The organism is Nocardia sp. NPDC046763 (assembly GCF_040645495.1).
In the GTDB taxonomy this organism is placed as follows: domain Bacteria; phylum Actinomycetota; class Actinomycetes; order Mycobacteriales; family Mycobacteriaceae; genus Nocardia.
The window spans coordinates 53019-79445 of record NZ_JBEYYI010000024.1 but is presented as its reverse complement, the minus strand read 5'-3'; the positions used below and the strand labels follow the sequence as shown (position 1 = coordinate 79445).

Sequence of the window (26427 nt, the reverse complement as noted above, 5' to 3'; positions counted from 1 at the left end):
GGCTATGATCACCTCGCCGGAATGGGAGGGGTTGTGCTTTCTCCAGGTGAGAACTTCGCCGGGTACGTGATCGAGCGAGAGCTGGGCCGCGGCGGGATGGGCGCGGTGTACCTGGCCCGGCATCCACGCCTGCCCCGGTGGATCGCGCTGAAGGTGCTGAACTCGGAGTACCACGGCGACAACGAGACTCACACCCGATTCGAACGCGAGGCCGATCTCGCCGCGCGGCTGAATCACCCGGGCGTGGTCACGGTCTACGACCGGGGCATGGAGCACGGGCGGCTCTGGATCGCCATGCAGTACGTCGACGGTATCGAGGCCGAGGCGGTGACCGACATGTCGCCCGAGCAGGCGGTGCAGATCGTCGCCGCCACCGCGGACGCCCTCGACTACGCGCACCGGGTGGGCGTGCTGCATCGAGATGTGAAGCCCGCCAACATCCTGCTGGCCCGCGAGACCCGGGAACAGCAGGCGGGCGTGCTGCTCACCGACTTCGGCATCGCACGGCTGCAGGGGGACACCGGGCTCCTCACCGGGTCCGGCTCGGTGATGGCGACGCTGGCCTACGCGGCGCCGGAGCAGCTCCAGAGTCTGCCGGTGGACCACCGCTCGGACCAGTACTCGCTGGCCTGCACTCTGTTTCGGCTGTTGACCGGGGCGCCACTGTTCCTCGCCGCAGATCTCGGCGCGATCGTCAAATCGCATCTGTACGACAGCCCGCCGCCGGTCGCGACCCGGCGGCCGGGCCTGCCCGCGACACTGGATCCGGTGCTGGCCCGGGCATTGGCGAAGAATCCGGATGAGCGCTACCCGTCGTGTTCGGAGTTCGCGGCAGCGGCGCAGCGGGCGTTGGCGGCCGGAGGCACTTCCGGGGCGCGGAAGGACCACACCCCGGAAGTGCCTGCGCGCCGGGCGAATTCACCTGCCGCGCGCCCGGGCAATCAAGGCATCGGTCCCCGCCCCGCGCCGGTGGCCACGCCGACCCAGCGACGTGCGGTGCAGTCGAATACCGGAGCGCGGCGGGTGTCGCAGTCGGATACGGGAGCGCGGCGGGTGCCGCAGTCGGATACGGGAGCGCGGCGGGTGCCGCAGTTGGATACCGGGGCGCGGCGGGTGCCGACGTCTGATACCGGGGCGCAGCGCCGAGCGGCGCAGTCCTCGGTGGCCGTGCGCTCGGGACGCTTGACCGATATCCCGGATCTTTCCGGGCCGCGCACCGGCCGGCATCTGAATTCGCCGGCGGTGGAGACGAATTCGCGGCGGCAGCCGCGCCGAGGGCTGATCGGCGTGCGGATGGTGGTGTTGCTCGGCACCTGCCTGGCGGCCGCGCTGGGTCTGGCGGTCTTCCTGTTCACGCCGTCGGGCAACTCGGAGAAGCCGAACCAGCCCGCTGCGGAGATCGGCGAGATCAGTAAGCAATTCCCTGGGCTGGTTCCGCAGAAGCCCGAACTGGGCGGGGGTTTCGCCGCCGCGAGTTGCCGGGTGGTGGATCACGACACCAAGGATTTCCAGCCGCCGTGGGCCTTCGAGGGCTGGTCGGCGGCGTGGGACTGCCAGTACTCGGCCGACCACGATGTTCGCGAGTACGTCGTGTTCGCCTACGGCTCGGGTGCCGCGGCCCGTTCGGTGGCGAACCGAATTCGCCCGGCCGGCAGTACCGTCGAGAACCTTTCCTTCAAGGAGTACTGCGGCGCAAAGCAATACACCAATCTGCGCTTCGACTCCGTGCCCGATGTTCCCTCCACCGCCTTCGCCACCACGTTTTTCGACGATCCCGCGCGGGAGAAGTTCCTGCTGTACACCCGGGGCACTCCGGCCACGCCGAGCGGTGTGGTCGACTGGTGGAAGTCCCTGCCGCTCACCCGATCCTGATCGAGGGCGACGAGCGCCACACCACGCGGGCCTCGGACCGGCTGGAACGTACTGATAGGTTCGATATCGGGAGAGCGGAAGGACGCGCCATGTCGAATCGGTACGCGCGGATCGCCTTCTCGGCGGCGGCGCGGGAACGTCAGAAGATCGCGGGGAGCTACCGGGACTACGGCGCTCAGCTGGAAAGCGGGCGCGACGAGCCGCAACCGCTCGAGCTGCGTGAGATGGGATTCATCCGCGCGGCCGACTCCTTCTTCCTCGGCACCGCCACCCCGGACGGCTGGCCCTACATCCAGCATCGCGGCGGCCCCAAGGGTTTCGTCCAGGTCCTCGACGAGCGCACTCTCGCCTTCGCCGACCTGTCGGGCAACCGTCAGTACGTCACCGTGGGCAACCTCGCCGAGAACGACCGCGCCGCCCTGTTCTTCATCGACTACCCGGTCCGCGAGCGGCTGAAGGTCTACGGCCGCGCCCGCATGGTCGAGCGCGCCGAGGATCCCGAGCTGGTCGACCGGGTCTCGGGGGCATACACCGGCGCGATCCAGAAGATCGCCGAGCGGGCGATCGTCATCACCGTCGAGGCCTACAACTGGAACTGCGTCAAATACATCCGCCCCCGCTTCACCAAGGAACGCCTCGACGAGGCCATCGCCCTGGAACGCCGCTACGCCGCCGCCGAGCAACAGCGGCTGACCGCGGAGATCGAGGAACTGCGGCGCGAGAACGAGTCGCTGCGCGCGCAATTGGCGACCGAGGCCGCCATTCGATGAGCCGCGGTGCGGTGGCTCTTTCGGCCTAGTCGGTGGTCGCCGCGGCCTCGTCGTTCGCGGCGGCCAGTACCGCGGCGAGCAGGCCGGGGAGGGCGGTGTCCAGGTCGGCGGAGCGTAGGCGGAGGTGGGTGTTGCCGTCGATGGTGACGCGGGCGGTGACGCCGGCCTCGCGCAGGATCTTGAAGTGGTGGGCGGCGGTCGATTTGCTGACGCCGTCGTAGGTCAGGCTGCAGCGCAGCGGGGTGCCGGCATTGGCCAGCCGCCGGACGATCTCCAGGCGGATGGGGTCCTGTAGTGCGCCGAGCACCGCAGGCAGCGGGGCCACCGCGGGCAGCGCTTCGGTGTCGGGCATGAGCTACCTCACTCGGATAACTAGTTTGATAATCGTCGAACCCCACGTAGGGTTGGGTTCGATAAAAATCAAACTTACCTGATGGAGGGTTCGATGGCATCGGCAACGGTGGTTGCGACTCGAGCCGAACAGGGCAGCCAGACCTGGGCGTACGCGCTCGTCCTCGCGGCCAGCGGTGTGGCGCTGGGCGTTTCGGGCGCGCCCGCCCCGCTGTACGGGATCTATCAGCAGAGCTGGCATTTCTCCCCGCTCACCACGACCTTCGTCTTCGCCGCCTACGCGGTGGCGGCGCTGGGCGCGGTGCTGGTGTCCGGGCGGATCTCGGATGTGGTGGGCCGCAAGCCGGTCCTGCTGGGTGCGTTCGCGCTCATGATCGTGGGCCTGGTGGTGTTCCTGCTCGCCGACAATGTGGCCATGCTGCTGCTGGCCCGGGCGGTGCACGGGGCCGCGGTCGGCGCGACCGTGGTGGCGGGCGCGGCGGCGTTGCTGGATCTGCGGCCGCAGCAGGGCGCGCGGTCCGGGCAGCTGTCCGGGGTGGCCTTCAATGTCGGTATGGCCGTGGCGATTCTGGGCTCGGCGGTGCTGGCCCAGTACGCGCCGCACCCGCTGCGGACGCCGTATGTGGTGATCACGCTGGTGTGCGTGCTCATCGCGGCGGGCGTGCTGGCGCTGCGGGAGCCGCACGGGGCGCGGCAGAAGCAGCGCATCACCATTGCCAAACCGGCTGTGCCGCAGGAGATCCGCGGTGACTTCTGGTTCTCGGCGCTGGGCGTGATGGCGGCCTGGTCGGTGCTGGGCGTGCTGCTGTCGCTGTACCCGTCGCTGGCCTCGGCCAAGACGGGCATCCACAACCTGGTCTTCGGCGGCGCGGTGGTGGCGTCGACCGCGACCGCGGGTGCGATCGCGCAGGCCATCGCGGGCGGGATTCCGGCCCGGCGCGCGGCCATCGCCGGCGATATCGGCATGGCGATTGCGCTGGTGATCACGATTCCGGCGCTGAACACCCACAACTGGGTGCTGGTGCTGCTGGCCGGGTTCGCCCTCGGCGGCACCTTCGGGCTCGGCTTCGGCGGATCGCTGCGGCACCTGTCCAACGTTGTCCCGCAGCACAAGCGGGGCGAGACCATGTCGGCCTACTACCTGCTGGCCTATTCGGCCATGGCGGTGCCGACCGTGGTGGCGGGCTGGGCGGCCACCACCTGGGGCCTGAGCACGGTGTTCCCGTGGTTCGTGGTCGTGGTGGCGCTGGCGTGCCTGGGCGCCGCCGCCATCGGGCTGCGCCGCAATGCGGAGGCCACGGAGGTCGAGGAGCCCGTGGAGGCTGCGACGGCCGCCTGATTTCCCGAATGGCCCGACCCGCGCGCGCCCGGTGACCACATGTCGCCGGGCGGACGCGGCATTGCCGTCAGACGGGGCCGGTGCTGCTGCCAGGCGGAGACGGTGTTGCTGTTCCGCATTCCCAGTGAAACGGTTTGGCGTGTAGCGATTTTCAGGTGCGCGAAGTCGCGGTGGAATTGCCGCATCCGATGCGTGACCGGGCCGAGGTCGTTATTCTTCGGCTATGCGGCGGTGGAGGTTCGGTGGGGTGGTGAGCCGGGCGGTACACCGGTCGGGTCTGATGGTGTCGGCACTGCTGGCCGTGCTCGGCGGGCTGGCCGTCGCGGGCGTCACCTGGTGGGTGCTGTGGCACTTCCTGGGTGCGCGGGCCGAGACGCCGAATCAGCTGGATCTGAGCAAGATTTCGCTCGCCGTGGCGGCCGGCGTCTTCGGGGCGGTCGCCCTGGTGGTGGCCTACCGGCGGCAGCGCGATGCCGAGCGTGGGCGCTTCGCCGATGTCTTCGGAGCCGCCGCCCGCCAGCTCGGGGATCCCGATGTGGCGGTGCGTATCGCCGGGGTCTACGCCATGGCCGGGGTGGCCGACGAGTTCTCCGCCCGCTGGCGTCGGCAGCAGTGTGTGGATGTGCTGTGCGGGTACCTGCGGCTGCCGTATCAACCGGAGGAGGGGGCCAGCCACCTGGTCTCCAAATCGCAGCGCGTCGAGGATCACGGTACGGCCGTGGAACGGGTGTACACCTATCGGCAGAATGATCGGCAGGTCCGCGACACCATCGTGCGGGTGATCGCCGAGCATCTCCGACCAGCGGCCGAAAAACCATGGTGTCGCCTCGATTTCGACTTCTCCGACGCCGTCTTCGAGGACGCCGACTTCCGGCACGCCGTCTTCGCGGGACGCAATACCCGCTTCACCAACGCCATGTTCCTCAGCGGCCGCACCGTGTCCTTCGAGCAGACGCGGTTCCTGGGGGAACGGGTCACCTTCCACGGGGCCATCTTCCGCAGCATGGCCGTCTTCGACCGGGCGGTCTTCGCGCACACCGAGGTCGACCGGACCGATCGCGAGCATGCCGGAGTCACCTTCACCGAGGCCACCTTCGGCGGCGGCGTGAGTTTCGCGGGCGCGCAATTCCGGGGCGCGCGAACGGCATTCGACCGCGCCACCTTCGCGGGCGAGCGTGCCGTCTTCGCCGAGGCCCGCTTCGGCGCCGCCCTGACCACCTTCGAGCGCACCGTGTTCGACGGCGACCGGGTCACCTTCACCGGCGCCGAATTCACCGGCGCGCGTGTCACCTTCGCCGATTGCCGCTTCTACTCCGAGTCCAGTTCCTTCGACGGCGCCCGGCTGGGCGGGCAGGTGCGGTGGCGGACCGGCCGCACCCAGGAGGTGTCCTTCGCCCGGGCCGAGTACCACGGCAAGGTCTCCTTCGCCGATGCCGTATTCGCGGGGCGGTCGGTGATCTTCACGGGTGGTGACTTCTTCGGCGACATCTCCTTCCACCGCGTCTCTTTCGACGCCCGCGCCATCACCTTCGAACAGCCCCGGGCGTGGGTCGGCGTCCACTTCGACTGGGACGCCGGCCCGGCCACCAAACCGGCCAATATCACTCCGACGTCCTGGCCGCCTGCGCTCGCCGAGTCCACCCCCGAACTCGCCTCCTGAGCCTGTCGCGGGCTGTTCGCCGGTTTTGCCCGAAGCTCACCGGTGGGATAGCTTGCAGACGAGTTGAGTTGAGACAGGGGATTGTGTGGTGGGGAGCCACGGCGTCGGTTGGGTTGCCGGTGTGGCGGTGGTACTGCTCTGCCTCGCGGCGATGGTCGCGAGCCGGGCGCGGCGGACACCGCATCGGGTGATCGGCCGCGGGACGCGCGCGGTGACAGCGGGCTCGGCCCTGATCGGCTGGGTGCTGGTGTTCGGCGCGGTAACCGCCATGATCTCGCCGCTGCCGCGGGATACCGTCGCCGGCAACGCTATTGCCGCGCCACCGGAACTCGTTCAGGCCGGGCTGCCGACCACCTCCGCCAAGCCCGGCGCCCCCGATCCCATGGCCGCTCTGAAGACGGGGGACTGCGTCGAGGTACCCATTCAGCAGGCAAAGGACGCTACCGGCGTTCCGAGCTGGAAGGCCGGCTCGCCGGAGCCGTCGGACTGCAACTCGGTGGACGCGAACTATCGGGTGCTGCAGATCGGCCCGGACCCGTGCTCGGGCCCGCTGTACACGCTGGAATCCGCACCCAAGGACAAGACCGGCAAGGCCCGCTACCACTTGTGCCTGACCTTCGACTGGCGGACCGGGGTCTGCTACGACACCGCCAATATGGATGTCCCGTCCAAGGTCGCCTGCGGGACTCCGGGCGACCACATCGTCCAGGCGACCGCGGTGCTCGAGGGCACCACCTCGGGTGCGGGTTGTCCGCGCGACGGCCGTGGCGCGGTCTGGGTGGTCTGGGACAAACCCGAGCTCACCGTGTGCTTCCGCGGCGGCGACGACCCGGGGAAGTGACTGCTGTTACCGTCCGCGCCGCCCGACGGTGATGACGTCGGGGATCAGCCACGACGGCAGCGGCCGGGCGATCTTACGCTGATCGACGACCTCGAATCCTGCGTCCTGCAGCAGTTTCCGGGTTTCGCGCGGTGAGGGCGCGTGCGCCGGGAAGCGTGGGCTGCGAGTGAGCCGCCGAATGGGCCGGGAGGTCGGGCCGGAGGGATGCATGGTCGCGATGGCGACCAGCCCTGCGGGTGCGAGCACCCGATGGAATTCGCGCAGCGCGACCGGATGGTCGAAGAAGTGGAAGGCGCTGGTGGTCACGACCGCGTCCAGTTCGCCCGCGGCGAAGGGCAGATGCTCGGCGGCGGCTTGCCGCCACTGCACGGCGGCGGAGCGGGCACGGGCCCGGGCCAGCATGCCCGGCGAGGCGTCCACGCCGTAGACGGCCTCCGGGCGCAGTTCGCGCTGGATGCGGGCGGTGAGAATGCCGGTGCCGCAGCCGATGTCGGCGATGCGGCGCGATCCGGCGGTGCGGAGTTCGGCGAGGACCTGATCCTGCGGCGGGCGGTAGACGACCTGCTGCAGGGCGGCGGTGTCGTAGGCCCGGGCGACGTTGCCGAAGAAGTGCGTCACCACGTGATTGAAGGCTCGATTGCCGGTGGTCACCATTGTGCTCATGGATGCTCCTGTCCGGCCTCCATGGAAGCAGATTTCGCACTGTCTGGGAAGGTGTGATGGAGTAGCGTCGGGCGCATGAGGATTCGTGGTGCCGTCCTGGAACGCATCGGGGCACAGATGCCCTTCGCCGACTCGAAGCCGATCACCATCAGCGAGCTGGAGCTGGGCGAACCCGGACCCGGCGAACTGCTCGTCAAGATCGAGGCGGCCGGGCTGTGCCACTCGGATCTGTCCGTGGTCGACGGCAACCGGGTGCGGCCGGTGCCGATGCTGCTGGGCCACGAGGCATCCGGTCGCATCGAGGCGGTCGGCCCCGGCGAGAGCGACCTGCGCGTCGGCCAGCGGGTCGTCATGACCTTCCTGCCCCGCTGCGGCGAGTGCGCCGGCTGCGCCACCGACGGCCGCACCCCCTGCGAGCCCGGCAGCCTCGCCAACAACGCGGGCGAATTGCTCGCCGGCGGAAGGAGATTGCTGCGCGACGGCGCGGAAGTCCATCACCACCTGGGTGTTTCGGCCTTCGCCACGCACGCGGTCGTGGACCGCCGCTCGGTGGTCCCGGTCGACGACGACGTCCCACCCGAGGTGGCCGCCGTCCTCGGCTGCGCCGTCCTCACCGGCGGTGGCGCCCTGCTGAATTCGGCCAAACCCGGCCCCGCGGACCGCATCATGGTCGTCGGCCTCGGCGGAGTCGGCATGGCCGCGGTGCTCGTGGCCGCGGCGCTGCGGGCGGGCACCGACCGCGAGGTCATCGCCGTCGACACCGTCCCCGACAAACTGAAGACCGCCCTGGAACTCGGCGCCACCGCCGCCTACACCCCCCAGGAAGTCACGGCCGACAACATCCGGGCCGAGGCGGTCATCGAAGCCGCAGGCAACATCCGAGCCTTCGAAACCGCCGTAGCCGCAACGGCTCCCGGCGGCGTCACCGTCACCGTGGGCCTCCCGGCTCCAGACGCCCGCGCCTCCATCTCCCCCCTCGCCCTGGTAGCCCAGGGCCGCGCCATCATAGGCAGCTACCTCGGCTCCGCCGTCCCCGCCCGCGACATCCCCGAATTCGTCCGCATGTGGCGTGAGGGCAACCTCCCCGTCGAACGCCTCATCTCCTCCCGCATCCGCCTCGAGGACATCAACGCCGCCATGGACGAACTGGCCTCCGGCCACGCCCTCCGCCAGGTGATCACCTTCGACTGACCCACCCACCTCCGCTCCGATGTGTGAGAGCGGTGTGGCCGAGGATGTGCCGGCCCTGATGTCGGCGTGGCGAGTCGATGACAAAGAGTTCAGAGTTCGGTCTGTTCGGCGGCCCATGCCGCAATCTGTGCGCGTGAGGTGAACCCCAGTTTGGTCAGGATATGTTCCACGTGTCCATCGGCGGTGCGTGGTGCAATCACCAGCTGAGCGGCGATCGCCCTGTTGGTCAGGCCGCGCGCGACGAGATCGGCGACCTGGCGCTCACGCTTGGTCAGTTTTCCTCCGGAAGGGAGGGGCGGCGCGGTCGCCTCGGCTGGCTCGCCGAGCGCGAAGTCCGCTGCGGCATCGAAACTCATTGCGGCGCCTTCCCGATGGGCCGCCTCGAATGCGCGCGCGCCGAGCATCTCGCGACTGCGGCGGATGAATTCCTCGTGGTAGACGAGCATAGGGGGCAACAACGAGACGGAGCTGCCGCCGGTGCGACCCAGTGTATCGGCGGCGCCCAGCAGGGTAGCGGCGCGGCGGACATCGTGCTGCTCGACCGCGATCCACGCCAGTTCCTCCGAACAGATGGTGGTGACGACCGGATCGGACACCAGTCGGGCCGCTCGAATTCCCTCCTGCAACAGATGTTCGGCGCGATCGAGCTCACCCGTTCGCCACACGGCGAATCCCATTGCCCACAGCACCCACGACCGAACCACCGTTTCACCGGCGGATTCGGTGATCGCGAGCGCCTTCTCGAGGCCCGCGAGAGCCCGCGCGATGTCGCCCTGTTGCGCGTAAGCCCAGCCGAGCGAAATATGGGCGTCCAGCTGCGATTCGAGCTCACCGGATGCCTCGTAGGCGTCGATGGCATCGGCCAGCAGGGTGGTACCCGCACGAGCCGGATGGTCAGCACCGCCCGTGAGGAAGTAGTTTCCCTTGGCGTGGGCGAGCAGGGCTGCGACCAGTGGGTCGGCCTTCTGCTCGGCCAGGGCCTCGAGCTGTGCCACGTGCTCGGCGGCGGCCGGTAGGTCACCCTGCAGGACGGCCATTGTGGCGGCCCCGCGGTGAGCCTTGGCCCGATAGAGCGGCTGTGCATCGGTCGATTGGGCTAGCGCGCGCTCGTGCCAGCGACGTCCCTCGCTGAGCCGCCCACGCAATATCCAGAACATGTACAGGGCGGTGACGATCCGCAACGCGCTATCGCCAGACTCGGACAGGCTGAATTCCAGCGCGTTTCGCAGATTCGGCAGCTCCCGCTCCAACCGGGCAACCCACTGCAGCTGGTGCGGGCCGATCCATTCCGCTTCCACCTGGAGTGCCAATCGCACACACCAATCCCGATGCCGCCGAACGTATTCCGGGTATTTCCCGCTGTCCTCGGCTTGCTCCCTGCCGTATTCCTGAACGGTCTCGAGCATCCGGAAGCGGATCGTGCCCTGGGTTTCCTCGCGGATCAGGATCGACTTGTCCACCAGCGCGGACAATGTGTCGAGCAATTGCGTCTCGGTCGGATCGGCGCCGCAGACCTGCTCGACCGCATCGAGCTCGAAACCGCCGGCGAACACCGACAGCTGGTCCCACAGCCGCTGCTCGGCCGGTGTGCACAGGTCATAGCTCCAGCCGATGCACCACCGCAGGGTCTGCTGCCGCATCGGGGCAACACGACTCCCGCGAGTCAACAGGGTATAGCGGTCGTCGAGCCGGGTCAGGATCTGCTCGGGCGACATCGTGCGCAGCCGGGCCGCGGCCAGTTCGATCGCCAACGGTAGCCCGTCCAGGCGAGTGCAGATCCCGGCCACGCTGAGCACGGAGTCATCGGTTACCTCGAACCCCGGCACGGCCGCGGCGGCTCGCTCGGCGAACAAGGTCACCGCGTCGTGGCGGGTCACCGCGCGCAGCCCGGGTTGGCTCGCCATGTCGGGAATCCCCAGTGGGGGCACCACGAACACCGATTCCCCGCCGAGGCCGAGTGCCTCTCGACTGGTCGCCAGAATCCGCACTTGCGGGCAGCTCCGCAGCAGAAATTCGGTCAGCGCCGCGACCGCTTCGATCATGTGCTCGCAATTGTCCAGTACCAGCAGCAGATTGCGCACGGACAAGAACTCCACAAGCGCGTCGAGCATCGGCCGGGCACTCTGGTTGCGCAGACCGAGGGCGATGGACACGACGTCGACCAAAAGTGCCTCATCGTGCAGATCACTCAACTCGACCAGTCGCACACCGTCGGTGAAATTTCGCTGCACTTTGTCGGCGACCTGCAGCGCGAGCCGTGACTTGCCGACCCCGCCCATACCGGTCAGCGTCACCAGACGTGACCCCGCCAGCAGGTTCTTGATTTCGGTCAGCTGGATCCGCCGGTCGACGAAGCTGGTCAGCTCGAGCGGCAGGCTTCCAGTACGATTCACCGCCTCGGGCGCCGACGTGACAACCGATGCGTGCTCGGCTACTGGTTCGGCCGGCAGCACCATCGCATCGACCCTGAAACCGTGATCGCGCTCTATCTGGCGCAGTTGCTCGCCCAACTCCGCGGCGGTGGGGCGGCCGCGTGGTTCGCGTGACATGGCCGCCTCGATCACCGCGCAGACTTCGTCGGGAATTCCTTGCTCGCGCAGATCCGGTACGGGTTGCTGGGTGATTCGCAGAAATTGCGCGACCACCTCCTCGCCGCTGCGGCGTTCGAAGGCCGCGTGCCCGGTCAGCGCACAGAACAGTGTGGCGCCCAGCGCGTACACATCCGAGGCCCGGCTCGGGGGGTCGCCACCGAGCACCTCCGGTGCGGTGAACGCCGGTGATCCGGTGATCGTGCCGGTCGCGGTTTCGAATCCACCGGTGACGTGGGCGATCCCGAAGTCGGTCAACGCGGGCTCACCGTAGTCGGTGAGCAGGATGTTTCCCGGCTTGATATCGCGGTGCAGCACCTCGGCTCGATGCGCGGTTTCCAGCGCCCCGGCGATCTTCACCCCCAGACGCAGCACCTCTGCCAGCGACAACGGGCCGTCGCGGCGCACACGCGCATCCAGGGACCCGCGAGCGTAATAGGGCATGACCAAGTACGGGTGACCACTGGCGGTCTCACCGACCTCGAGCATGGCGACGATATTCGGGTGCCCGGTCAACCGCCCCATCGCGTGTTGCTCGCGAAAGAACCGCTCCCGATTCTCATCCAGCTCGCCGGTCAGCACCTTCACCGCGACCGTGCGACCCGCAACCGGCTGGGTACAGCGGAACACCTCCCCGAAACCGCCCCGCCCGATCTGCTCGGCCTCCTCGAAACCGGCAGCACGCAACTCCGTGACGACGTCGATACCGACATCACGCTGCGTCTTGAACAGATCTCTCTCGACCATCGGCCACTCGTGATCTCCCCGCCGGGCACCAGCCACAATATCCCGACCGGTCCCTTCGGCGCACGCCGTTCGCGCTCTCCAACGCCGTCGGATAGCCGCGGGCAGGGAACTGAAACCGGCCACCCACCGCATGTGCTCAACGAACGCGATGGCGGAGGCGGCCTTCCAGCTGTCGGCCGTCACCGAGGTGGCGGCCGACGGTTTCGGGGACTGTCGGGGTTGCTGTTCGGCGGGAGCGGTGACTTGTGCCGGGTCTTTGCAGTAGGCGGTATCGGGCGGGCAGGGGCCCACCGGCCCGAAGGGCCGGGCGCACGATGGATTCCATTGCGCGCCCGGTCTTTCCGGGCGTCCAGGGTACGTCGCGGACGGTGCCTCACCGGGTGGCGATTCACACCGAGCGCAGCCGCTGGATGGCCGACGGCACCGCGCCCGACCACCATTGCGGATCGGCGGTGCCGTCGGTGGTGCGCCCGTCGCGGTGGACGTAGTGCCGCACATCGCGTCCCGGCGTCGTGAACTCGCCGGTCAGGGCTCGTTCCAGCCATTCGGCGCCGAATCGGAAGACTTCGGCCGCCACGCCTCCCAGCGGATGGAATTCGCCCTCGTAGACGCGAATCTCCTTGGGTGCGCGAACGAGTTCGTAATTGGCGAGCGCCTGTTCGAGTGGGGTCAGCTCGTCGAACTCGCCGATGCCGTACAGCACCGGGCACGCGATGTCACCGACCAGATCGTCCAGCGGCATCCGGTCCCGCAGATCCCGGTCGAAGGCCGCTTCGTCGTCGTAGCCCGCCATGTACATGTAGTTGTTCTTGAAGGTCGGCTGCGCTTGCTCGAAGATGGTCCGGAAATCGCCGGTCGGCGCCTCGAAGGCCGCCAACGCCGCCAGCCTCGGTTCCGTCGCGGCTGCACGCGATCCCCAATACCCACTCATGCTGATGCCGAACATGCCGATGCGGAGCGGATCCACTTCCGGCAGTTCGCTCAGATAGTCGATGTAATGCCGCACGGCGCGTTCGTAGTTGGTGAGATCGACGGTCAGGCCGTGCGCCCGGCTCTCGCCCTGCCCAGGACCCTCGATGGACAGCGCGACCACGCCCCGCGAGGTGTAGTACCGCTCGGCCGCGGCGATGTAGTCCTCCTTGATCATGTCCATGCCGGGGCCGAGAATCACCGCCGGAGCCCGATGCACCGGCCCCGCCGGCAGATGCAGCAGTGCGAAGATCTGCTTGCCCTCGAAGTCCAGCGCCACCCGCCGGACCAGTCCGCCGCGCAGTTCCCCCAGCCGTTCGACGCAATGGTTGGCGCGCTCGCGGAAGGCGAGTTTGCGTGGATCGGCCGCCTCGAAGATCGAGTACTGGGCCCGGCCCCACATCACGGCCGCCCGGGTGTAGAGGTCGGCGGCGGTGCGCGCGAACCCGTTTCGCTCATGGTGGGCGGCGCGCTCCTCGGCCTGGGCGGCGATGCTCGCCCACGCCTTGGGCAGCATCGCCCCGCTCCGCACGAGTTCGAAGACCTTGTCGAAGTCGGTGTGGTCGTGACCGAGTTGCTCCATGGTGCCCTTCGCCTGCGGATGCAGGGCGTCGAATCCGCCCTGGGCGAGGGCGATGTCGAGGGCCCAGCTCTGGCCCAGGGATCGAGTGGTCATGGCGGGTGCTCCTTCTCAATAAGCTAAGTACTTATCTATTAAGTACTTAGACTAAGCTGCTGTCAACCCCGCACGATCCGCCGACAGGAGACCCGCCGTGACCGAAGACCTCGATGCGGATCGCGCGACAGCCCTCGACCTGCTGGCCCGGGCCGCCTACCGGCTCAGCGCGGCGGATTCCCGGCTCCGGGGGCGCGCGACCCGATCCCCCAAGGCGCTGTCGCTCACCCATGCGCGCGCCCTGCGCGCGCTGGCCGACCGCGGGCCGCTCACGATCGGCCAACTCGCTGCCATGGCCGAAACAACCGGCGCCGCAACCACTCAGCTGGTCAACGGCCTGGCCGCGGCTGGATACGTCACCAGGGAGCGCCCACCCGGCGACAAACGCTCGGTGCTGGTCACGCTGACCGAGGCCGGGCGCACCCGGTGCCGCGAGCGCATGACGGCCATGACCGACGCCCTTCGAGACGAACTGGCCGAGCAGGACATCGCCGCGTTGAGGTCCGCCACCGCGGTCCTCGACCGGCTCGTCGCGGTCTACGACCAGCTGTGACTGCCGACCCGGAGAAGGCCGGCCGCGCCCGTGCCCCGAAGCCGGTGGCCGACTGGTCCGAAACGGCCGCGCGGCGTGGCGTGTCGCCGACCCGATAGGCTCGATCCGTTGCTGATTGGGCGGAGTGAAGGAGACCAGGTGACCACGAACCGGATCCGGGTGGGTGTGCTCGGGGCGCGCGGCAAGGTCGGGCAGGCCATCTGTGCCGGGGTCGAGGCTGCCGCGGATCTGGAGCTGGTGGCGCAGGTCGACAAGGGCGACTCGCTGGAGGCGTTCACGGCCGCCGGAACCGAGGTCGTGGTCGACTTCACGCACCCGGATGTGGTGATGCCCAATCTGAAGTGGCTGGTGGAGAACGGGATTCACGCCGTGGTCGGCACTACCGGTTTCGATGCCGAGCGGCTGGAGCAGGTGAAGGGCTGGCTGGCGGCCAAGCCGGAGGTGGGAGTGCTGATCGCGCCGAACTTCGCCATCGGCGCCGTGCTGAGCATGCGGTTCGCCGAGCAGGCCGCACGCTTCTTCGACTCGGTCGAGGTCATCGAGCTGCACCACCCGAACAAGGCGGATGCGCCGTCGGGCACCGCCTTCCGGACCGCCGCGCTCATCGCCGCGGCCCGGGAGAAGGCGGGTGTGGGCCGCAGCCCCGATGCCACCAGTCAGGAGCTGGAGGGGGCGCGCGGTGCGGACGTGGACGGCGTGCGGGTGCACTCGGTGCGGCTGGCCGGACTGGTCGCGCACCAGGAGGTGCTGTTCGGCACGCAGGGGGAGACGCTGACCATCCGTCACGACTCGCTCGACCGCGCCTCCTTCGTGCCCGGTGTGCTGCTGGGCGTGCGCAAGACGCCGCTGCGGCCCGGTCTCACCGTGGGCATCGACCCGCTGCTCGACCTGTGAGCATGCCCGCCGAGAATCCTGCCGACGGCAACGGCCGCGAGGTCTTCAAGCGGGTCGGTTTCATCGCGGCCCTGGTGGTGGTGCTCGGGTTCTACTTCGTGCTGCTGGGCCGGATCGGGATCGACCTGATCGCCACCGGTAAGCCGGCCCCGGTGGGCCTGGGCATCGGCGTGTTCATCCTGCCGGTGCTGGGCGTGTGGATCGTGGCGACCAGTGTTCGCGCGGCCTTCGCCCACCAGCGCCTGGCCCGCCGTATGCACGAGGAGGGCGGCGAGCTGGATGTCTCCGATTTGCCGCGCCGCCCGTCCGGACGCATCGAGAAGGATGCTGCCGACGCGCTTTTCGAGCGGGTGAAGCAGGAGTTCGAGGCGGACCCGCAGAACTGGCGCACCAACTACCGCGCTGCCCGCGCCTACGACTACGCCGGCGACCGCACCCGCGCACGCGAAATGATGAAGCGCGCAGTGGAATTGGAGCGCGAGGACCGGCCCGGGGCGCGGTAGCCGCGATTTCGCAGGTAACCTGCCGGTAGGTTGCGGCCGGGGTAAAGTCCGCCCGGTGAGGTTCAAGGTGGGTTATGCGCTGGCGATAGCCTGCGCGACGATGGGGTCGCCTGCGGTGGGGTCGGCGATGGCACGCGCGGACGACGCGCCGTCCTGTATCGAGTCGGAGAACGACTACAAACTGGAATGGCAGGTCAGCTGGTCGATCTACGAGGCCGAGCAGCAGAACCCGGCCGACGGCCGATCGGTGACCGAGGTGGATCTGCCGGTCACCATCGCCGCGCCGCTGGACAAGGTGTGGGACGTGTACACCGATGTCCGCAACGGTATCGGCCGCCACTCGTTCCTGAAAGACATCATCGTCCACCGCACCTGCGATGACGGTGACACGCAGATCGCGGATTTCACTGCGCTCGAGGACATTCCGATGGGCCCCGTCACCTTCCCCGGGCACACCCAGGCCGAGCAGCGCCTGCACCCGGACGAGCACTACTACACCACCGACAGCTGGGACGTCCCGAATGTGACCACCCATCAGCTGATCACCTTCGCCGACAACGGTGACGGCACGACCACCGTCAATGAGCATCTGACCTTCGTCGCCGACGCCGCCCTGATCGACTTCACCGCCGGCAATGGGGTGGCCGCGCATCAGGCGACGCAGGAGGGTATCAAGCGCGATATCGAAAGCGGTGCGCTCTGAGGCGGTTTCGCCCGACCGCACCGAAAGGCGCTATCACTCGATACGCAAATACGGCCCGGAACCTGTTGGTTCCGGGCCGTATTCGTGGTGCCGCCGATGCGTCCGGCGGTACTCCACACCGGGAGGAAGATCCGGGCACCCGTGACGGGCGGGTCCCCGGTGGAGAGTCGGTGTGCGATTCCGGCCGCACCGGCGTTCCCGGTACCGGGGTGATCGCGCAATCACCCCGGGCCGCAGTGGGTTTCGGCTTCTCCCGGCCGTCAGGACGCGGGATGCACCGTGCGCCAGTGCTCGGCGATGTCGATGCGCCGCGCCAGCCACACCTTCTCGTGTGACTGCACGTAGTCCAGGAAGCGCTCCAGCGCCTTGGCCCGCGCCGGCTTGCCGGTGATGCGGCAGTGCAGGCCGACCGACAGCATCTTCGGCGCACCCGCCGCGCCCTCGGCGTAGAGCACGTCGAAGGCGTCCTTCAGGTAGGTGAAGAACTCCTCGCCGTTGGCGAACCCGGCGGGGGAGGAGAAGCGCATGTCATTGGATTCGAGCGTGTACGGCAGAACGAGGTGATCCTGGCCGGCGACCTTCACCCAGTAGGGCAGATCGTCGGCGTAGGAATCGGAGTCGTACACGAAGCCGCCGTGCTCGACCACCAGCTCGCGGGTCTGCGGTGAATCGCGGCCGGTATACCAGCCCTTGGGCGCCTCACCGAAGAGCTTGGTGGTGATGCGCACCGCCTCCTCCATGTGCGCGCGCTCGGTCTCGGCATCCACCAGCTGGTAGGAGATCCAGCGCAGGCCGTGCGAGCAGATGTCGTAGCCGTTGCGCTTGAACGCCGCGACCGCCTCCGGATTGCGCTCCAGCGCCCGCGCTACCCCGAAGATGGTCAGCGGAATATCGCGGGATTCGAACAGCCGCAGCACCCGCCAGAGTCCGGCGCGGGAGCCGTACTCGTAGATGGTCTCCATCGACATGTGCCGGTTCGGGAACGCCGCTGCCGGAACGATATCCGACAGGAACGTCTCCGAGGCCGCATCACCGTCGAGGACATTGTTCTCGCCGCCCTCCTCGTAGTTGAGGACGAAGTTGACCGCGATGTTCGCCCCACTCGGCCACTGCGGGTGCGGCGGGTTGGGGCCGTAGCCCACCATGTCCCGCGGGTAGTTCAGATCGAAATCGCTCATGGCTGCATATCCTTTCGGCGTGCTCGGGGGCCCTCCGTGGTTACGCGAGCAAGCGCGGGGAGGTGGAGCGGCGCGTCCGGGCCCTGACCGATCACGCCAGGTCATTTTCCAGCTCGGCGCGCAGTCGCGCCCGAGCTTCGTCGGTCAGGGTGCCGAAGAGCCGCAGCCGGGCCAGTCCGCCGTCGGGGAAGGCGTCCAGGCGCACCCGCACGACCGCCGCGTCCGCGTCGATCAGGAAGCGGTGGCGGGTGTCGGGCTGCAGGCGGGTGCGGCCCAGCAGTTCGACCTCGGTGCCGTCGGCGCGAATACCGGTGAGGGCGCCCGCACCCGGGCTGTTGAACAGGAAGTACGAGGTGTCGATTTCGGCGGCGGTGATCACGCCCTCGGCGGCCAGCTGCACCAGCACCCAGTCGTTGGTGTTCTTGTCGCGGCGGCGCGCGGTCTCCCAGCCGTCGCCCATGCTGCGAGCGCGGCCGGGCATCAGCACGTTCTGCGGGTGCGAGAAGAAGCGGTTGGAGCAGTCGGCGACCAGGCCGCCGTTCTCCACCGCGGCCAGGTCGAACGGGCCGGACTCCAGCCAGGCCAGGTCGGGCTTGGCGACGCCGTGCACGCGCAGGCGGGCGACGCCGCCGTCGGGGAACATGCGCAGCCGCACGTGGGTCCAGCGCTTGGAGGAGTCAACGGCGAACGGGTTCTGCGAATCGCCGGACACCTTGGCGCGCTCGACCGTCGTGGTCCAGCCCTCGGCGGCGACCAGCTCGTCGACCGACGGATTGCCTTCCACCGCAATGGCTTCCACTGATACTTCGGGCGGGTAGTTGCCCTTGAACCAGGCGGTGTCCACCACGACGCCCTTGATCACGCCGGGCACGCCCAGGCGGACGATCGCGGTGTCGCAGTCGTCGCCGGCCGGGTGGTCGCCCTCGGCGCTGCGGCGGCGGCGGGTCTCCCAGCCGTCGTACACCTGGCCCTTGTGACCGAAGGTGGCGGGGGAGTAGGTGGCCTGCTCGGGCCGGATCAGGTTCTCCTTCTCGGCGAAGGACTCGTCGTTCGCCCACAGCACGGCGCCACCCAGGGTGCGCACGGCCAGATCGGGAAGCAGCGTGAAATCAACGTCGCTCATAGCGCCGGAATCTTCCTCTCTCGCAATTGATGTAATACCTCGACAGTGGCCTTGGGGGCGATCGCGGTGACCTCGGCGGGTTCGAAGGCGCCGCATGCCAATCCGCGCAGCACCACGGTCGCCAGCGCCTGCGCGGTCGCCGGTTCGTCCATCACCGCGCCGCCCTGGCGATCCAGGTAGCGGCCGATCCGCGGGGCGGCGATGCCCAGGCCCTCGCGGAAGAACGCGAAGGTGGCCAGCCAGCGGGTGACCAGGTGGCCCGCGCCCATGTCCCAGCCCTGGTAGTAGCCGCGCTCGAGCGAGCGGGTGACCAGGCGGAAGTGCCGCGACACCGCCGCACATACCTCCGCGTCGGTACCGATCGGCAGCACCTGGGTGGAGCCGTCGCACACCCACACCCCGGTGGTCGCGGCCGCGGCCTGCATGACCGCCTTGGCGTGGTCGGCGACCGGGTGCTCCAGCGACTGGAACTTCGGAGCGATACCGCAGGCGGCGCTGTAATCGTAAGTGCCGTAGTGCAATCCGGTGCAGCGTCCGGCCGAGCGCTGGATCAGCTGTGCGACCGGGGCGGTGCCGTCGGCGGCGATGATGGCCTGCGGGCTCTCGATCTGCAGCTCGAACCGCAGCGATCCGGCGGCCAGCCCGTGCGCGGACTCGAGGGCCTCGCACAGCTGCACGGTGAGATCGGCCTGCTCGACATGGCGGATCTTGGGCACGGTGAACACGAAGCCCTCGGGCACGCCGCCCGCGCCCTCGAGCACCTGCTCCAGGGTGCGCACGGCGCGCGCCCACTCCGGGGTGGTGAGGCCCTTCATGCGGATGCCGCGCGAGGAGACCTCGGACGGAAGGGCTTTGAGCACCGCGCCGGCGCGCAGGGCATCGCGGTCCTCGGTCTCGTCGCCGCGGGTGCCGTAGCCGTCCTCGAAATCGAATCGCAGGTCCTGGATGGGGCGCTCGCTCAGGGTCCGGAGGACCCGCTCGACGGCATCCTCGCCGGCCAGCTCGACCAGCAGGTCCCGCTGTTCCGCCGCGAGTTCCAGTGCGGCCGCGCCCCATTGGGCGGGCAGGTCGATCGAGGCGTCCGCGCCGGAGGCGTACGCGGTGTGCACGGGCTGCCCCGGGCGATCGCCGGGATAGAGCCGCAGCAGCTCCGAATCCACTGCCTGCAAACGGGATTCGATCCCGTTCCAGGTCTCCGGTGGCAGCGTCACGCCTGGGCCTCCTGTTCCTCGATGCCGAAATCGGCGAGCAATCCCACGTACTTCTTCGGTAGTGGGGCCGCGAATTCCCCGCGGCCGGACTTACGCAACTTCATGGTGACCAGCGACTGCACGGTCAGCGTGGCGGCGGCGACGCCGTCCACCACGGGCACCCCGACCTCCTCGGTCAGGTACTCGCACAGATCCGCCATCCCCGCGCAGCCGAGCACGATGGCGTCCGAGTTGTCGGCCAGCACGGCCTCACGGCAGGCGTCGGCGATGACCTTGCGCGCCTCGGGATCCTCGAGTTCGAGGACCGGTATCTCGCAGGCGTGCACGTTCGCGCAAAAGCGTTCCATGCCATAGCGTTCCGCCAATTCCCAGGCCCGGCCGGCGGTGCGGCCGAGGGTGGTGACGACGCTGAATTTCCGGCCCAGATGGCTCGCCGCCTGCATGGCCGCCTCGGCGATGCCGATCACCGGGCCGCGCGCCAGCTCGCGCGCGGCGTCCAGGCCGGGATCGCCGAAACAGGCGATGATGTAGCCGTCCACGCCCTCGGTCTCGCCGCGCGCGATCTCGGCCAGCAGGCCGGGCACGGCCAGCGCCTCGTCGTAGTGGCTCTCGATGGAGGCCGGGCCCATGTCGGGGTTGACGGCGTCGACCACCGTGCCGGGCGCGGCGACCAGGCGCGCGCTGTCCCCGATGAGTGCCGTCATCGCGGCGGTGGTGTTGGGATTGATGACCCGGATCCGCATGGATCCACGCTATCGAACAGAAATGGCTCCGGCGTTGCTTGAACCGTATATGTTCGAAAGCCCCTGGCTCAGGGGTTATATATCTTCTTCACCTGCGGGTTCGGCGAACAAACCGGTGTCGGTGGGCAGATGCGAGAGGACGCCGTTCAAGCGTGCGTGGTGCCCCTCGGTGACAGTCAGCAACGCTTCAGCATCCCTCGCTAGGAAGGCCTGCAGCTGCTTGCTGTGGTCGGCGTGCAGCACCACGCGATCCATGGTCGTCACATGCACCATGGGCTGCACGGGTTCGGTGATGTTCCAGGCGTATTCGAGCATGTGCACCACGCGCGGCATGCCCGACGGGCGCACCAGAGCGAGGTGGAAGTTGCGGGTCTCCCGGTGATAGGCCACCGCGTTCTCGGTGAGCACCGCCTGCTCGAGGCGGGCGTGGATCTCGCGGGCCAGCTGATGATCGGCCTCGGTCGCATTGTGCACGGCCGCGGCCAGCGCGGCGGACTCCAGGCGCTCGCGCACGATGTACAGCTCACGCAGCTCGTCGGCGGTCAGCATGGTGACCTGGTAGCCGAAGTTGGGCCGGTGCTCGACCAGGCCCTCGCCGATCAGGGTCTGCAGCGACTCGCGCACCGGGATGGCGCTCACGGTGAATTCACGTGCGATCTCACCCAGGGGCAAACCGGTACCGGGCGGCAGGTTTCCCTCCAGGATCAGCCGGCGCAATTCGCCGAGAATCTCCTGCTGGGAGTAGCCGCGGCGGGCATCCAGCGGCGGGTTGAGCTGGGGCAAACGGGGTAGGCGGGGGCGAGAAGGCACGGACCCAACCCTAGCCCTACGCGTAACCGGGTTCACAGCCCTCACTGGTTGTGAGCCATCGCGCGGTGGTTGCCCGGGCGCGTGTGGGTCAGCTCTCGTCGATGTCGTAGCCCAGGGCCTTGAGCGAAAGTCGGTGCAGGGTATCCCTTTCCGCGGGGGTCAGGCGCGCGAGCAGCACATCGGTGGCGGCGGCGATCTTCGCGTCGGTCTCCGCGCGGACCCGATTGCCGGCGGCGGTGATAGCCAGCCGGTATTTCCGGCGGTCGTGCGGATCGCGAGTGCGGGTGACCAGACCGGCCTTCTCGAGGCTGTCGATCAGCCGCACCACTTCGCTGCGGTCGATCTCCAGGACGTTGGCCATCTCCTGCTGGGAGATCTCACTGCTCTCGGCGAGGTAGGTGAGCACCCAGTGCTCGCGCAGGGGTGTCCCGAGGTGGGAGTGCATCGCCTTGTGCAGCTTGCCCAGCGCGTAGGTCGGGTGGCGCAGCAGGCTCGGGGGGTGGACCTCGGCCGGGTCGGAACGTTCTTCGGGCACCCGCTGATTATATCTATTGTTGAGCTACTCAATCATTGATACTCTCTGCAATTGAGTCGCTCATCAACTATCGAAGGAGAGGTCCGATGACGCAAATGCGTTCGGACACCAGGAAATCCGGTGCCGGGGGAGCGCCCGCCAGGGCTCCCGCCCCCGCCCATTCCGACAAGATCCCCGCGCATGTCTGGCGCACCGCCGGCGTGGTGGTGTTCGGCGCGGTCATGGGCATGCTGGACACCTCGCTGGTCAATATCGGGCTGCACACCATCGGCGCGGATCTGGGCGCGTCGCTTGCCACGATCCAGTGGGTGGCGAGCGGATATCTGCTGGCCCTCGGTGTTTCACTCACCGTGTGCGGCTGGCTGGCGCGGCGGGTCGGCGTGACCCGGCTGTGGATGGGGGCGCTGGTCGCCTTCACCGTGACCTCGGCGGCGTGCGCCTTCGCGCCGACCGCGGGGTGGCTGATCGGAATGCGCGTCCTGCAGGGACTTGCGGCGGGACTCATGATCCCGGCCGGGCAGACGATCCTGGGTCAGGCGGCCGGGCCGCAGCGCATGGGCCGGGTCATGGGTGTGGTCGGCATCGCGGTGGTGGGCGCGCCCGCCATCGGGCCGACCATCGGCGGGCTCATGCTGGCGCACTGGAGCTGGGAGTGGTTGTTCCTCATCAACATTCCGTTCGGATTGGCCGGATTGGCGCTGGGGCTGCGGTATCTGCCACGGACCAGCGGGGTGGCGACGCAGCCGCTCGACGTGATCGGCCTGGTGCTCGCGGGCGGCGGCGTGTCCGCGGTGGTGTACGGGTTGTCCGAGGTCGGGACGACGGGGTCGGTGACCTCGCTGTCGGTGTGGCTGCCCATGGTGCTCGGGCTCGCGGGCCTCTCCGGATTCATCACCCGTGCGCTGCGCGGAGGGCGGCAGCTGCTGGACATCCGGATGTTCGGCAACCACGCCTTCCGGACCGCCACCAGCGCCAGCTTCTTCGCGGGCGGGGCCATGTTCGGCGTCATGGTGTTGCTGCCCTTGTACTTCCAGGTGCTGCACGGCACCGGGCTCATCCGCACCGGCGTCGACCTGCTCGGCTACGGCCTGGGCGGCATCATCATGCTGCCGCTGGGCGGGCGGTTGACCGACCGGTTCGGCGGCGGCCGGGTCGCGGTGCTCGGCAACCTCGCCATTGCCTGCGCCGTGCTGCCGCTCGCGTTCCTGCCGGTCGGCGCGAACGGAATCCTCATCCAATTCCTGCTCTTCGCGGCGGGTATGGCCACCGGTGTCGGCGCCATGCCGCTGGTCTCGGCGGCGTATGCGGCCGTCCGGCACGAGCAGCTGCCCGACGCCACGGCCTTCGTGAACATCCTGCAGCGGGTGGGCGGGGCCGTCGCGGTAGCGCTGGTGGCCGTAATCCTCTCCCGGGCAACGTCATCCGGCTGGGCGCCGATGTCCGGCTACCACCTCGCCTTCGGAATCCTCGCCGCTCTCTCGGTGGCGGCCTCCGCGGCTTCCACGATCCTGTACCGACAGCAGCGGCGGGTGAAAGCGGCTGCCGCCGAACCGGTTCCCGCGCGACAATGAACAGGTGAACGAGCCGGAATCCCTCGCATCCCGCAGGAACCGCGTCGAGCGGTTCCTGCGGGATCGCGGCACGGAGACCATCGACCATCCCGGCGGGACACTGCTCGCCCACCTGGGCCGGGTCGCCGACACACTCGCGGCGTGGGGGCATGACGGCGACCTCCAGCTCGCCGGCCTGGCGCACGCCGTATACGGCACCGATGGATTCGGTGTCTCGCTCGTCGAATTATCCGATCGCGCAACGGTTGTCGAGTTGGTCGGTACGCGGGCCGAGGGATGGATCTACCAGTACGCCGCCTGTGATCGCGAAACGGTCTATCCCCGCATCGACGCGGTTCCGGTGCGGTTCCGGGACCGCTTCACAGGCGGTGAATTCGAACCCTCCGAGCCCGATTTCCGGGCCTTTCTGGAGCTGACGATCGCCAACGAGCTGGACGTGCTGGCGCAAAATGCCGAACTGGCAACGAAATACGGCACGGGGCTCTACGAGCTCTTCGCGCGTGTCCGCCCCCGTCTCTCGCGGGCCGCATGGTCCGCCTGCGAAGGTCAGCTGGCGCCCCTGCTCCGGCCCGGGTGGTCGCACCAGCTAGATTCGAGTTAATCGAGGAGGCTGTCATCGAACCCCGATCCGAAGGAGCGGTATGCGAGCAGCGCTTGTCTTCCCGGTACTGGCTGCCCTGTTTCTGACCGCGTGCGGCGCCACCTCCGACACGACCGCGCCGAAGGCGGACTCTCCCGGAAAGCTGGTATCCCAGCGACCGATGGGCAATCTCGATCCCGCCCTGACGGCCGCGATGTCCTCGGCCACCTACATCCGCTACCGATCCACTTCCCCGGCAGGGAAGCCGATCGAGGTATCGGGCGCGATCTTCGTCCCCACCGGCGATGCCCCCGCCGGCGGCTGGCCCGTCATCGCCTTCGCGCACGGCACCTCCGGAGTCGTCAGCGCCTGCGCCCCCACCAATTCGCCCACCCTCTTCGGCTCGGCCTCCACGGTGGCCGGACTCCTGGCCGGGCACCGCGCCGTGGTGATGACCAACTATCAGGGACTCGACGGCCCCGGCAACGCCCCGTACCTGGACTCCCGATCCTCCGGCTACGACGTCCTCGACGCGATCCGCGCCGCCCACTCCACCGGGCTCCCGCTGTCGTCCGACACCGTGCTCCTCGGCGTGTCCCAGGGCGGTCGCGCAGCCGAATCCGCCGCCGAAACCGCGAAATCCTATGCGCCGGACCTGAACCTCCACGGCGTCGTCCTCCTCTCACCCGCCCTGGAACTCCAGCTCGTCGACACCGTCCGCACCGGCACCCTGAACGCCCCCGACCAATACCTGATCATCCCGTATCTCGTTGCCGCAGTACGCGACACCACTCCCGACTACCGCTACGACCAGGTCATCCACGGCGATCTGCTCACCGCCGCACCCCATCTCGAATCCGCCTGCACCGGCACCTTCGCCCCCGCCGACATGGCCCTCGGCCGGGCCGCCACCCCCGCCGAAGCATCCTTCACCGACGACGCCGCAGCCCGCCCCTTCGCCGACTTTCAATCCCGGACGAATCTCCCCCGATCCGCCACCGCACTCTCCACGTACATAGTCCGCGGCGACGCCGACAGACTGGTCGACACCACCTGGTCCACCGCCGCAATCTCGAAGATGTGCACCCTGGGCGCCCCGGTCCACGACCTCACAGTGCCCGGCGGCCACGACGCCCCCGCCACCGTCATACCGCAGTGGTCGTCCTGGATCGACGACCTGTTCGTGAACAAGCCTTTCCAATCCACCTGCCCGCGTTGACCCGGCGGCCTCGTCCCGTACCTCGAGCAACAAGATCGGGAGCTCTCATGCGCCGACTCGGACGAATTACCGCGCTGAGAGCTCCCTGATCTCGATCGGGGCTAGGAACCTGCCCAGGTCAGGAGCTTGTCGAGCGGCCAGGTGTTGATGATGCGGTCGGCGGGGACGCTGTTGTCGAGGGCGCGCTGGGCGCCGTAGCCGAGGAAGTCGAGTTGGCCGGGGGCGTGGGCGTCGGTGTCGATGGAGAAGTGGCAGCCCAGGTCGAGGGCCAGGTTCAGGAGCCGGGTGGGTGGGTCTCGGCGTTCGGGGCGGGAGTTGATCTCGACGGCCACGCCGTGGTCGCGGCAGGCGGAAAAGACCTGTTCGGCATCGAATGTCGATTCCGGGCGGGTGCCGCGGTTGCCTTCGACGAGGCGGCCAGTGCAGTGGCCGAGGACCGTGGCCCGGCCGCCGGATACCGCGCGCACCATGCGGCGGGTCATGGCGGCCGCGTCCATCTTCAGCTTCGAATGGACGCTGGCGACCACGATGTCGAGGCGGTCGAGCAGGTCGGGTTCCTGGTCGAGCGCTCCGTCGTCGAGGATGTCGACCTCGATGCCGGTGAGAATGCGCATGGGCGCGAACCGGTCGCGGAGTTCGTCGATGACATCCAGTTGTTGCCGCAGCCGATCCGGTGAGAGCCCGTTGGCGACGGTCAAGCGGGGGGAGTGGTCGGTGAGCGCACAGTATTCGTGCCCCAGCGCCTGCGCGGTGGCCATCATCTCCGTGATGGACGCCGATCCGTCCGACCAGTTCGAATGCACGTGCAGGTCGCCCTTCAGCGCGGCCCGCAACTCGCCGCCTCCGAGATCCTTTGCGGCGGTCCGCAATTGGATCAGCGTGTCCGGCTCCCGCCCGGCCCACGCCTGCGCGATCACCGCCGCCGTCTTCGGCCCGATCCCCGGCAGCGACTGCCAGTCGCCGGCCCGCCCCAACCGTTCCCGCTCGGCATCGTCGAGACCCTCGACGATGTCGGCGGCATTGCGATAGGCCATCACCCGCCGGGAATCCTCCCGGGCCCGGTCCTTGAAGAACGCGATCATCCGCAACGCGACGACAGGATCCATGCCCTTCAGTGTGCCCGCGGAACCCGGCGAA

24 protein-coding genes are annotated in these 26427 nt (G+C 68.7%); 13 read left to right on the top strand and 11 right to left on the bottom strand.

From position 1 onward, the window contains the following. Positions 1-33: 33 nt before the first annotated feature. On the top strand, positions 34-1872 hold the full coding sequence (locus ABZ909_RS31735) for a protein kinase (RefSeq protein ID WP_357006938.1): 1839 nt from the start codon (positions 34-36) through the stop codon (positions 1870-1872). Positions 1873-1961: 89 nt separating this feature from the next. Beyond that, positions 1962-2642 carry a pyridoxamine 5'-phosphate oxidase family protein gene (locus ABZ909_RS31730; RefSeq protein WP_357006935.1) on the top strand — a complete coding sequence of 227 codons (681 nt, stop codon included), beginning with the start codon at positions 1962-1964 and terminating at the stop codon, positions 2640-2642. A 25-nt stretch (positions 2643-2667) separates the two neighbouring features. Here the strand turns inward: ABZ909_RS31730 and ABZ909_RS31725 are convergent, their stop codons facing one another. Further along, the gene (locus ABZ909_RS31725; RefSeq protein WP_357006932.1) at positions 2668-2994 is read right to left on the bottom strand and encodes an ArsR family transcriptional regulator; all 327 of its coding nucleotides are present in this window, start codon (positions 2992-2994) and stop codon (positions 2668-2670) included. A gap of 93 nt (positions 2995-3087) precedes the next feature. Here ABZ909_RS31725 and ABZ909_RS31720 point away from each other — a divergent pair, with 93 nt between their 5' ends. From ABZ909_RS31720 to ABZ909_RS31710, 3 genes are all read left to right on the top strand, one after another. Next, on the top strand, positions 3088-4332 hold the full coding sequence (locus ABZ909_RS31720) for an MFS transporter (protein WP_357006929.1): 1245 nt from the start codon (positions 3088-3090) through the stop codon (positions 4330-4332). 223 nt (positions 4333-4555) lie between these two features. Next, positions 4556-5992: a pentapeptide repeat-containing protein gene (locus tag ABZ909_RS31715; RefSeq protein ID WP_357006926.1), complete on the top strand. Its 1437-nt coding sequence runs from the start codon at positions 4556-4558 to the stop codon at positions 5990-5992. A gap of 88 nt (positions 5993-6080) precedes the next feature. Beyond that, a complete protein-coding gene (locus ABZ909_RS31710; protein ID WP_357006923.1) occupies positions 6081-6833 on the top strand; it encodes a hypothetical protein in 753 nt (250 codons plus the stop codon). A 6-nt stretch (positions 6834-6839) separates the two neighbouring features. On the opposite strand, the gene ABZ909_RS31705 is transcribed toward ABZ909_RS31710, so the two are convergent. Beyond that, positions 6840-7487 carry a methyltransferase domain-containing protein gene (locus tag ABZ909_RS31705; RefSeq protein ID WP_357007108.1) on the bottom strand — a complete coding sequence of 216 codons (648 nt, stop codon included), beginning with the start codon at positions 7485-7487 and terminating at the stop codon, positions 6840-6842. A gap of 84 nt (positions 7488-7571) precedes the next feature. Between ABZ909_RS31705 and ABZ909_RS31700 the strand changes: the two genes are divergently transcribed. Next, positions 7572-8687: an alcohol dehydrogenase catalytic domain-containing protein gene (locus tag ABZ909_RS31700; protein WP_357006920.1), complete on the top strand. Its 1116-nt coding sequence runs from the start codon at positions 7572-7574 to the stop codon at positions 8685-8687. 89 nt (positions 8688-8776) lie between these two features. Here ABZ909_RS31700 and ABZ909_RS31695 read toward each other — a convergent pair whose 3' ends face one another. Both ABZ909_RS31695 and ABZ909_RS31690 read right to left on the bottom strand, forming a co-directional pair. After that, positions 8777-12022, bottom strand: coding sequence for a protein kinase (locus ABZ909_RS31695; protein WP_357006917.1), 3246 nt, complete (start codon positions 12020-12022; stop codon positions 8777-8779). A gap of 388 nt (positions 12023-12410) precedes the next feature. Beyond that, positions 12411-13667: an alpha/beta hydrolase gene (locus tag ABZ909_RS31690; protein WP_357006914.1), complete on the bottom strand. Its 1257-nt coding sequence runs from the start codon at positions 13665-13667 to the stop codon at positions 12411-12413. Between the two features lie 97 nt (positions 13668-13764). Between ABZ909_RS31690 and ABZ909_RS31685 the strand changes: the two genes are divergently transcribed. The 4 genes from ABZ909_RS31685 (at position 13765) to ABZ909_RS31670 (ending at position 16320) form a co-directional block, all read left to right on the top strand. Further along, positions 13765-14220 carry a MarR family transcriptional regulator gene (locus ABZ909_RS31685; RefSeq protein ID WP_357006911.1) on the top strand — a complete coding sequence of 152 codons (456 nt, stop codon included), beginning with the start codon at positions 13765-13767 and terminating at the stop codon, positions 14218-14220. A gap of 153 nt (positions 14221-14373) precedes the next feature. Next, positions 14374-15114, top strand: coding sequence for a 4-hydroxy-tetrahydrodipicolinate reductase (gene dapB / locus ABZ909_RS31680; RefSeq protein WP_357007105.1), 741 nt, complete (start codon positions 14374-14376; stop codon positions 15112-15114). Positions 15115-15116: 2 nt separating this feature from the next. Continuing rightward, the gene (locus ABZ909_RS31675; RefSeq protein WP_357006909.1) at positions 15117-15617 is read left to right on the top strand and encodes a hypothetical protein; all 501 of its coding nucleotides are present in this window, start codon (positions 15117-15119) and stop codon (positions 15615-15617) included. Between the two features lie 55 nt (positions 15618-15672). Continuing rightward, on the top strand, positions 15673-16320 hold the full coding sequence (locus ABZ909_RS31670; RefSeq protein ID WP_357006906.1) for a hypothetical protein: 648 nt from the start codon (positions 15673-15675) through the stop codon (positions 16318-16320). A 260-nt stretch (positions 16321-16580) separates the two neighbouring features. Here ABZ909_RS31670 and puuE read toward each other — a convergent pair whose 3' ends face one another. The 6 genes from puuE to ABZ909_RS31640 all read right to left on the bottom strand — a co-directional run bounded on the left by puuE (position 16581) and on the right by ABZ909_RS31640 (position 21920). Further along, entirely contained in the window at positions 16581-17498 is a 918-nt protein-coding gene (gene puuE, locus ABZ909_RS31665) for an allantoinase PuuE (protein ID WP_357006903.1), read from the bottom strand. Between the two features lie 91 nt (positions 17499-17589). Next, positions 17590-18621, bottom strand: coding sequence for an allantoicase (gene alc, locus ABZ909_RS31660; protein ID WP_357006900.1), 1032 nt, complete (start codon positions 18619-18621; stop codon positions 17590-17592). After that, positions 18618-19832 carry an aldolase/citrate lyase family protein gene (locus ABZ909_RS31655; RefSeq protein WP_357006898.1) on the bottom strand — a complete coding sequence of 405 codons (1215 nt, stop codon included), beginning with the start codon at positions 19830-19832 and terminating at the stop codon, positions 18618-18620. The genes alc and ABZ909_RS31655 overlap by 4 nt, the downstream gene beginning before the upstream one ends. Beyond that, positions 19829-20575, bottom strand: coding sequence for an aspartate/glutamate racemase family protein (locus ABZ909_RS31650; protein WP_357006895.1), 747 nt, complete (start codon positions 20573-20575; stop codon positions 19829-19831). The genes ABZ909_RS31655 and ABZ909_RS31650 overlap by 4 nt, the downstream gene beginning before the upstream one ends. 75 nt (positions 20576-20650) lie before the next feature. Beyond that, positions 20651-21358: a GntR family transcriptional regulator gene (locus ABZ909_RS31645; protein ID WP_357007102.1), complete on the bottom strand. Its 708-nt coding sequence runs from the start codon at positions 21356-21358 to the stop codon at positions 20651-20653. A 115-nt stretch (positions 21359-21473) separates the two neighbouring features. Next, the gene (locus ABZ909_RS31640) at positions 21474-21920 is read right to left on the bottom strand and encodes a MarR family transcriptional regulator (RefSeq protein ID WP_357006892.1); all 447 of its coding nucleotides are present in this window, start codon (positions 21918-21920) and stop codon (positions 21474-21476) included. Positions 21921-22006: 86 nt separating this feature from the next. Between ABZ909_RS31640 and ABZ909_RS31635 the strand changes: the two genes are divergently transcribed. The 3 genes from ABZ909_RS31635 to ABZ909_RS31625 are packed head-to-tail and all read left to right on the top strand — an operon-like array spanning position 22007 to position 25290. Beyond that, positions 22007-23491, top strand: a complete 1485-nt coding sequence (locus tag ABZ909_RS31635) for a DHA2 family efflux MFS transporter permease subunit (protein WP_357006889.1) — start codon at positions 22007-22009, stop codon at positions 23489-23491. A 4-nt stretch (positions 23492-23495) separates the two neighbouring features. After that, positions 23496-24092 carry a DUF6817 domain-containing protein gene (locus ABZ909_RS31630; protein WP_357006887.1) on the top strand — a complete coding sequence of 199 codons (597 nt, stop codon included), beginning with the start codon at positions 23496-23498 and terminating at the stop codon, positions 24090-24092. Between the two features lie 40 nt (positions 24093-24132). Beyond that, on the top strand, positions 24133-25290 hold the full coding sequence (locus tag ABZ909_RS31625; protein WP_357006885.1) for a lipase family protein: 1158 nt from the start codon (positions 24133-24135) through the stop codon (positions 25288-25290). Positions 25291-25391: 101 nt separating this feature from the next. Here ABZ909_RS31625 and ABZ909_RS31620 read toward each other — a convergent pair whose 3' ends face one another. Beyond that, positions 25392-26396 (bottom strand): PHP domain-containing protein, encoded by a 1005-nt coding sequence (locus ABZ909_RS31620; RefSeq protein ID WP_357006883.1) that lies wholly within the window; start codon positions 26394-26396, stop codon positions 25392-25394. Positions 26397-26427 lie beyond the last annotated feature (31 nt).

What these genes read in the sequence shown, in the direction of transcription:
- ABZ909_RS31715 (WP_357006926.1), top strand. Translation starts at nt 4,556, where the DNA reads ATGCGGCGGTGGAGGTTCGGTGGGGTGGTGAGCCGGGCGGTACACCGG.
- ABZ909_RS31730 (WP_357006935.1), top strand. Translation starts at nt 1,962, where the DNA reads ATGTCGAATCGGTACGCGCGGATCGCCTTCTCGGCGGCGGCGCGGGAA.
- ABZ909_RS31720 (WP_357006929.1), top strand. Translation starts at nt 3,088, where the DNA reads ATGGCATCGGCAACGGTGGTTGCGACTCGAGCCGAACAGGGCAGCCAG.
- ABZ909_RS31620 (WP_357006883.1), bottom strand. Translation starts at nt 26,396, where the DNA reads ATGGATCCTGTCGTCGCGTTGCGGATGATCGCGTTCTTCAAGGACCGG.
- ABZ909_RS31675 (WP_357006909.1), top strand. Translation starts at nt 15,117, where the DNA reads ATGCCCGCCGAGAATCCTGCCGACGGCAACGGCCGCGAGGTCTTCAAG.
- ABZ909_RS31650 (WP_357006895.1), bottom strand. Translation starts at nt 20,575, where the DNA reads ATGCGGATCCGGGTCATCAATCCCAACACCACCGCCGCGATGACGGCA.
- ABZ909_RS31705 (WP_357007108.1), bottom strand. Translation starts at nt 7,487, where the DNA reads ATGGTGACCACCGGCAATCGAGCCTTCAATCACGTGGTGACGCACTTC.
- alc (WP_357006900.1), bottom strand. Translation starts at nt 18,621, where the DNA reads ATGAGCGACGTTGATTTCACGCTGCTTCCCGATCTGGCCGTGCGCACC.
- ABZ909_RS31725 (WP_357006932.1), bottom strand. Translation starts at nt 2,994, where the DNA reads ATGCCCGACACCGAAGCGCTGCCCGCGGTGGCCCCGCTGCCTGCGGTG.
- ABZ909_RS31625 (WP_357006885.1), top strand. Translation starts at nt 24,133, where the DNA reads ATGCGAGCAGCGCTTGTCTTCCCGGTACTGGCTGCCCTGTTTCTGACC.
- ABZ909_RS31635 (WP_357006889.1), top strand. Translation starts at nt 22,007, where the DNA reads ATGACGCAAATGCGTTCGGACACCAGGAAATCCGGTGCCGGGGGAGCG.
- puuE (WP_357006903.1), bottom strand. Translation starts at nt 17,498, where the DNA reads ATGAGCGATTTCGATCTGAACTACCCGCGGGACATGGTGGGCTACGGC.
- ABZ909_RS31700 (WP_357006920.1), top strand. Translation starts at nt 7,572, where the DNA reads ATGAGGATTCGTGGTGCCGTCCTGGAACGCATCGGGGCACAGATGCCC.
- ABZ909_RS31695 (WP_357006917.1), bottom strand. Translation starts at nt 12,022, where the DNA reads ATGGTCGAGAGAGATCTGTTCAAGACGCAGCGTGATGTCGGTATCGAC.
- ABZ909_RS31690 (WP_357006914.1), bottom strand. Translation starts at nt 13,667, where the DNA reads ATGACCACTCGATCCCTGGGCCAGAGCTGGGCCCTCGACATCGCCCTC.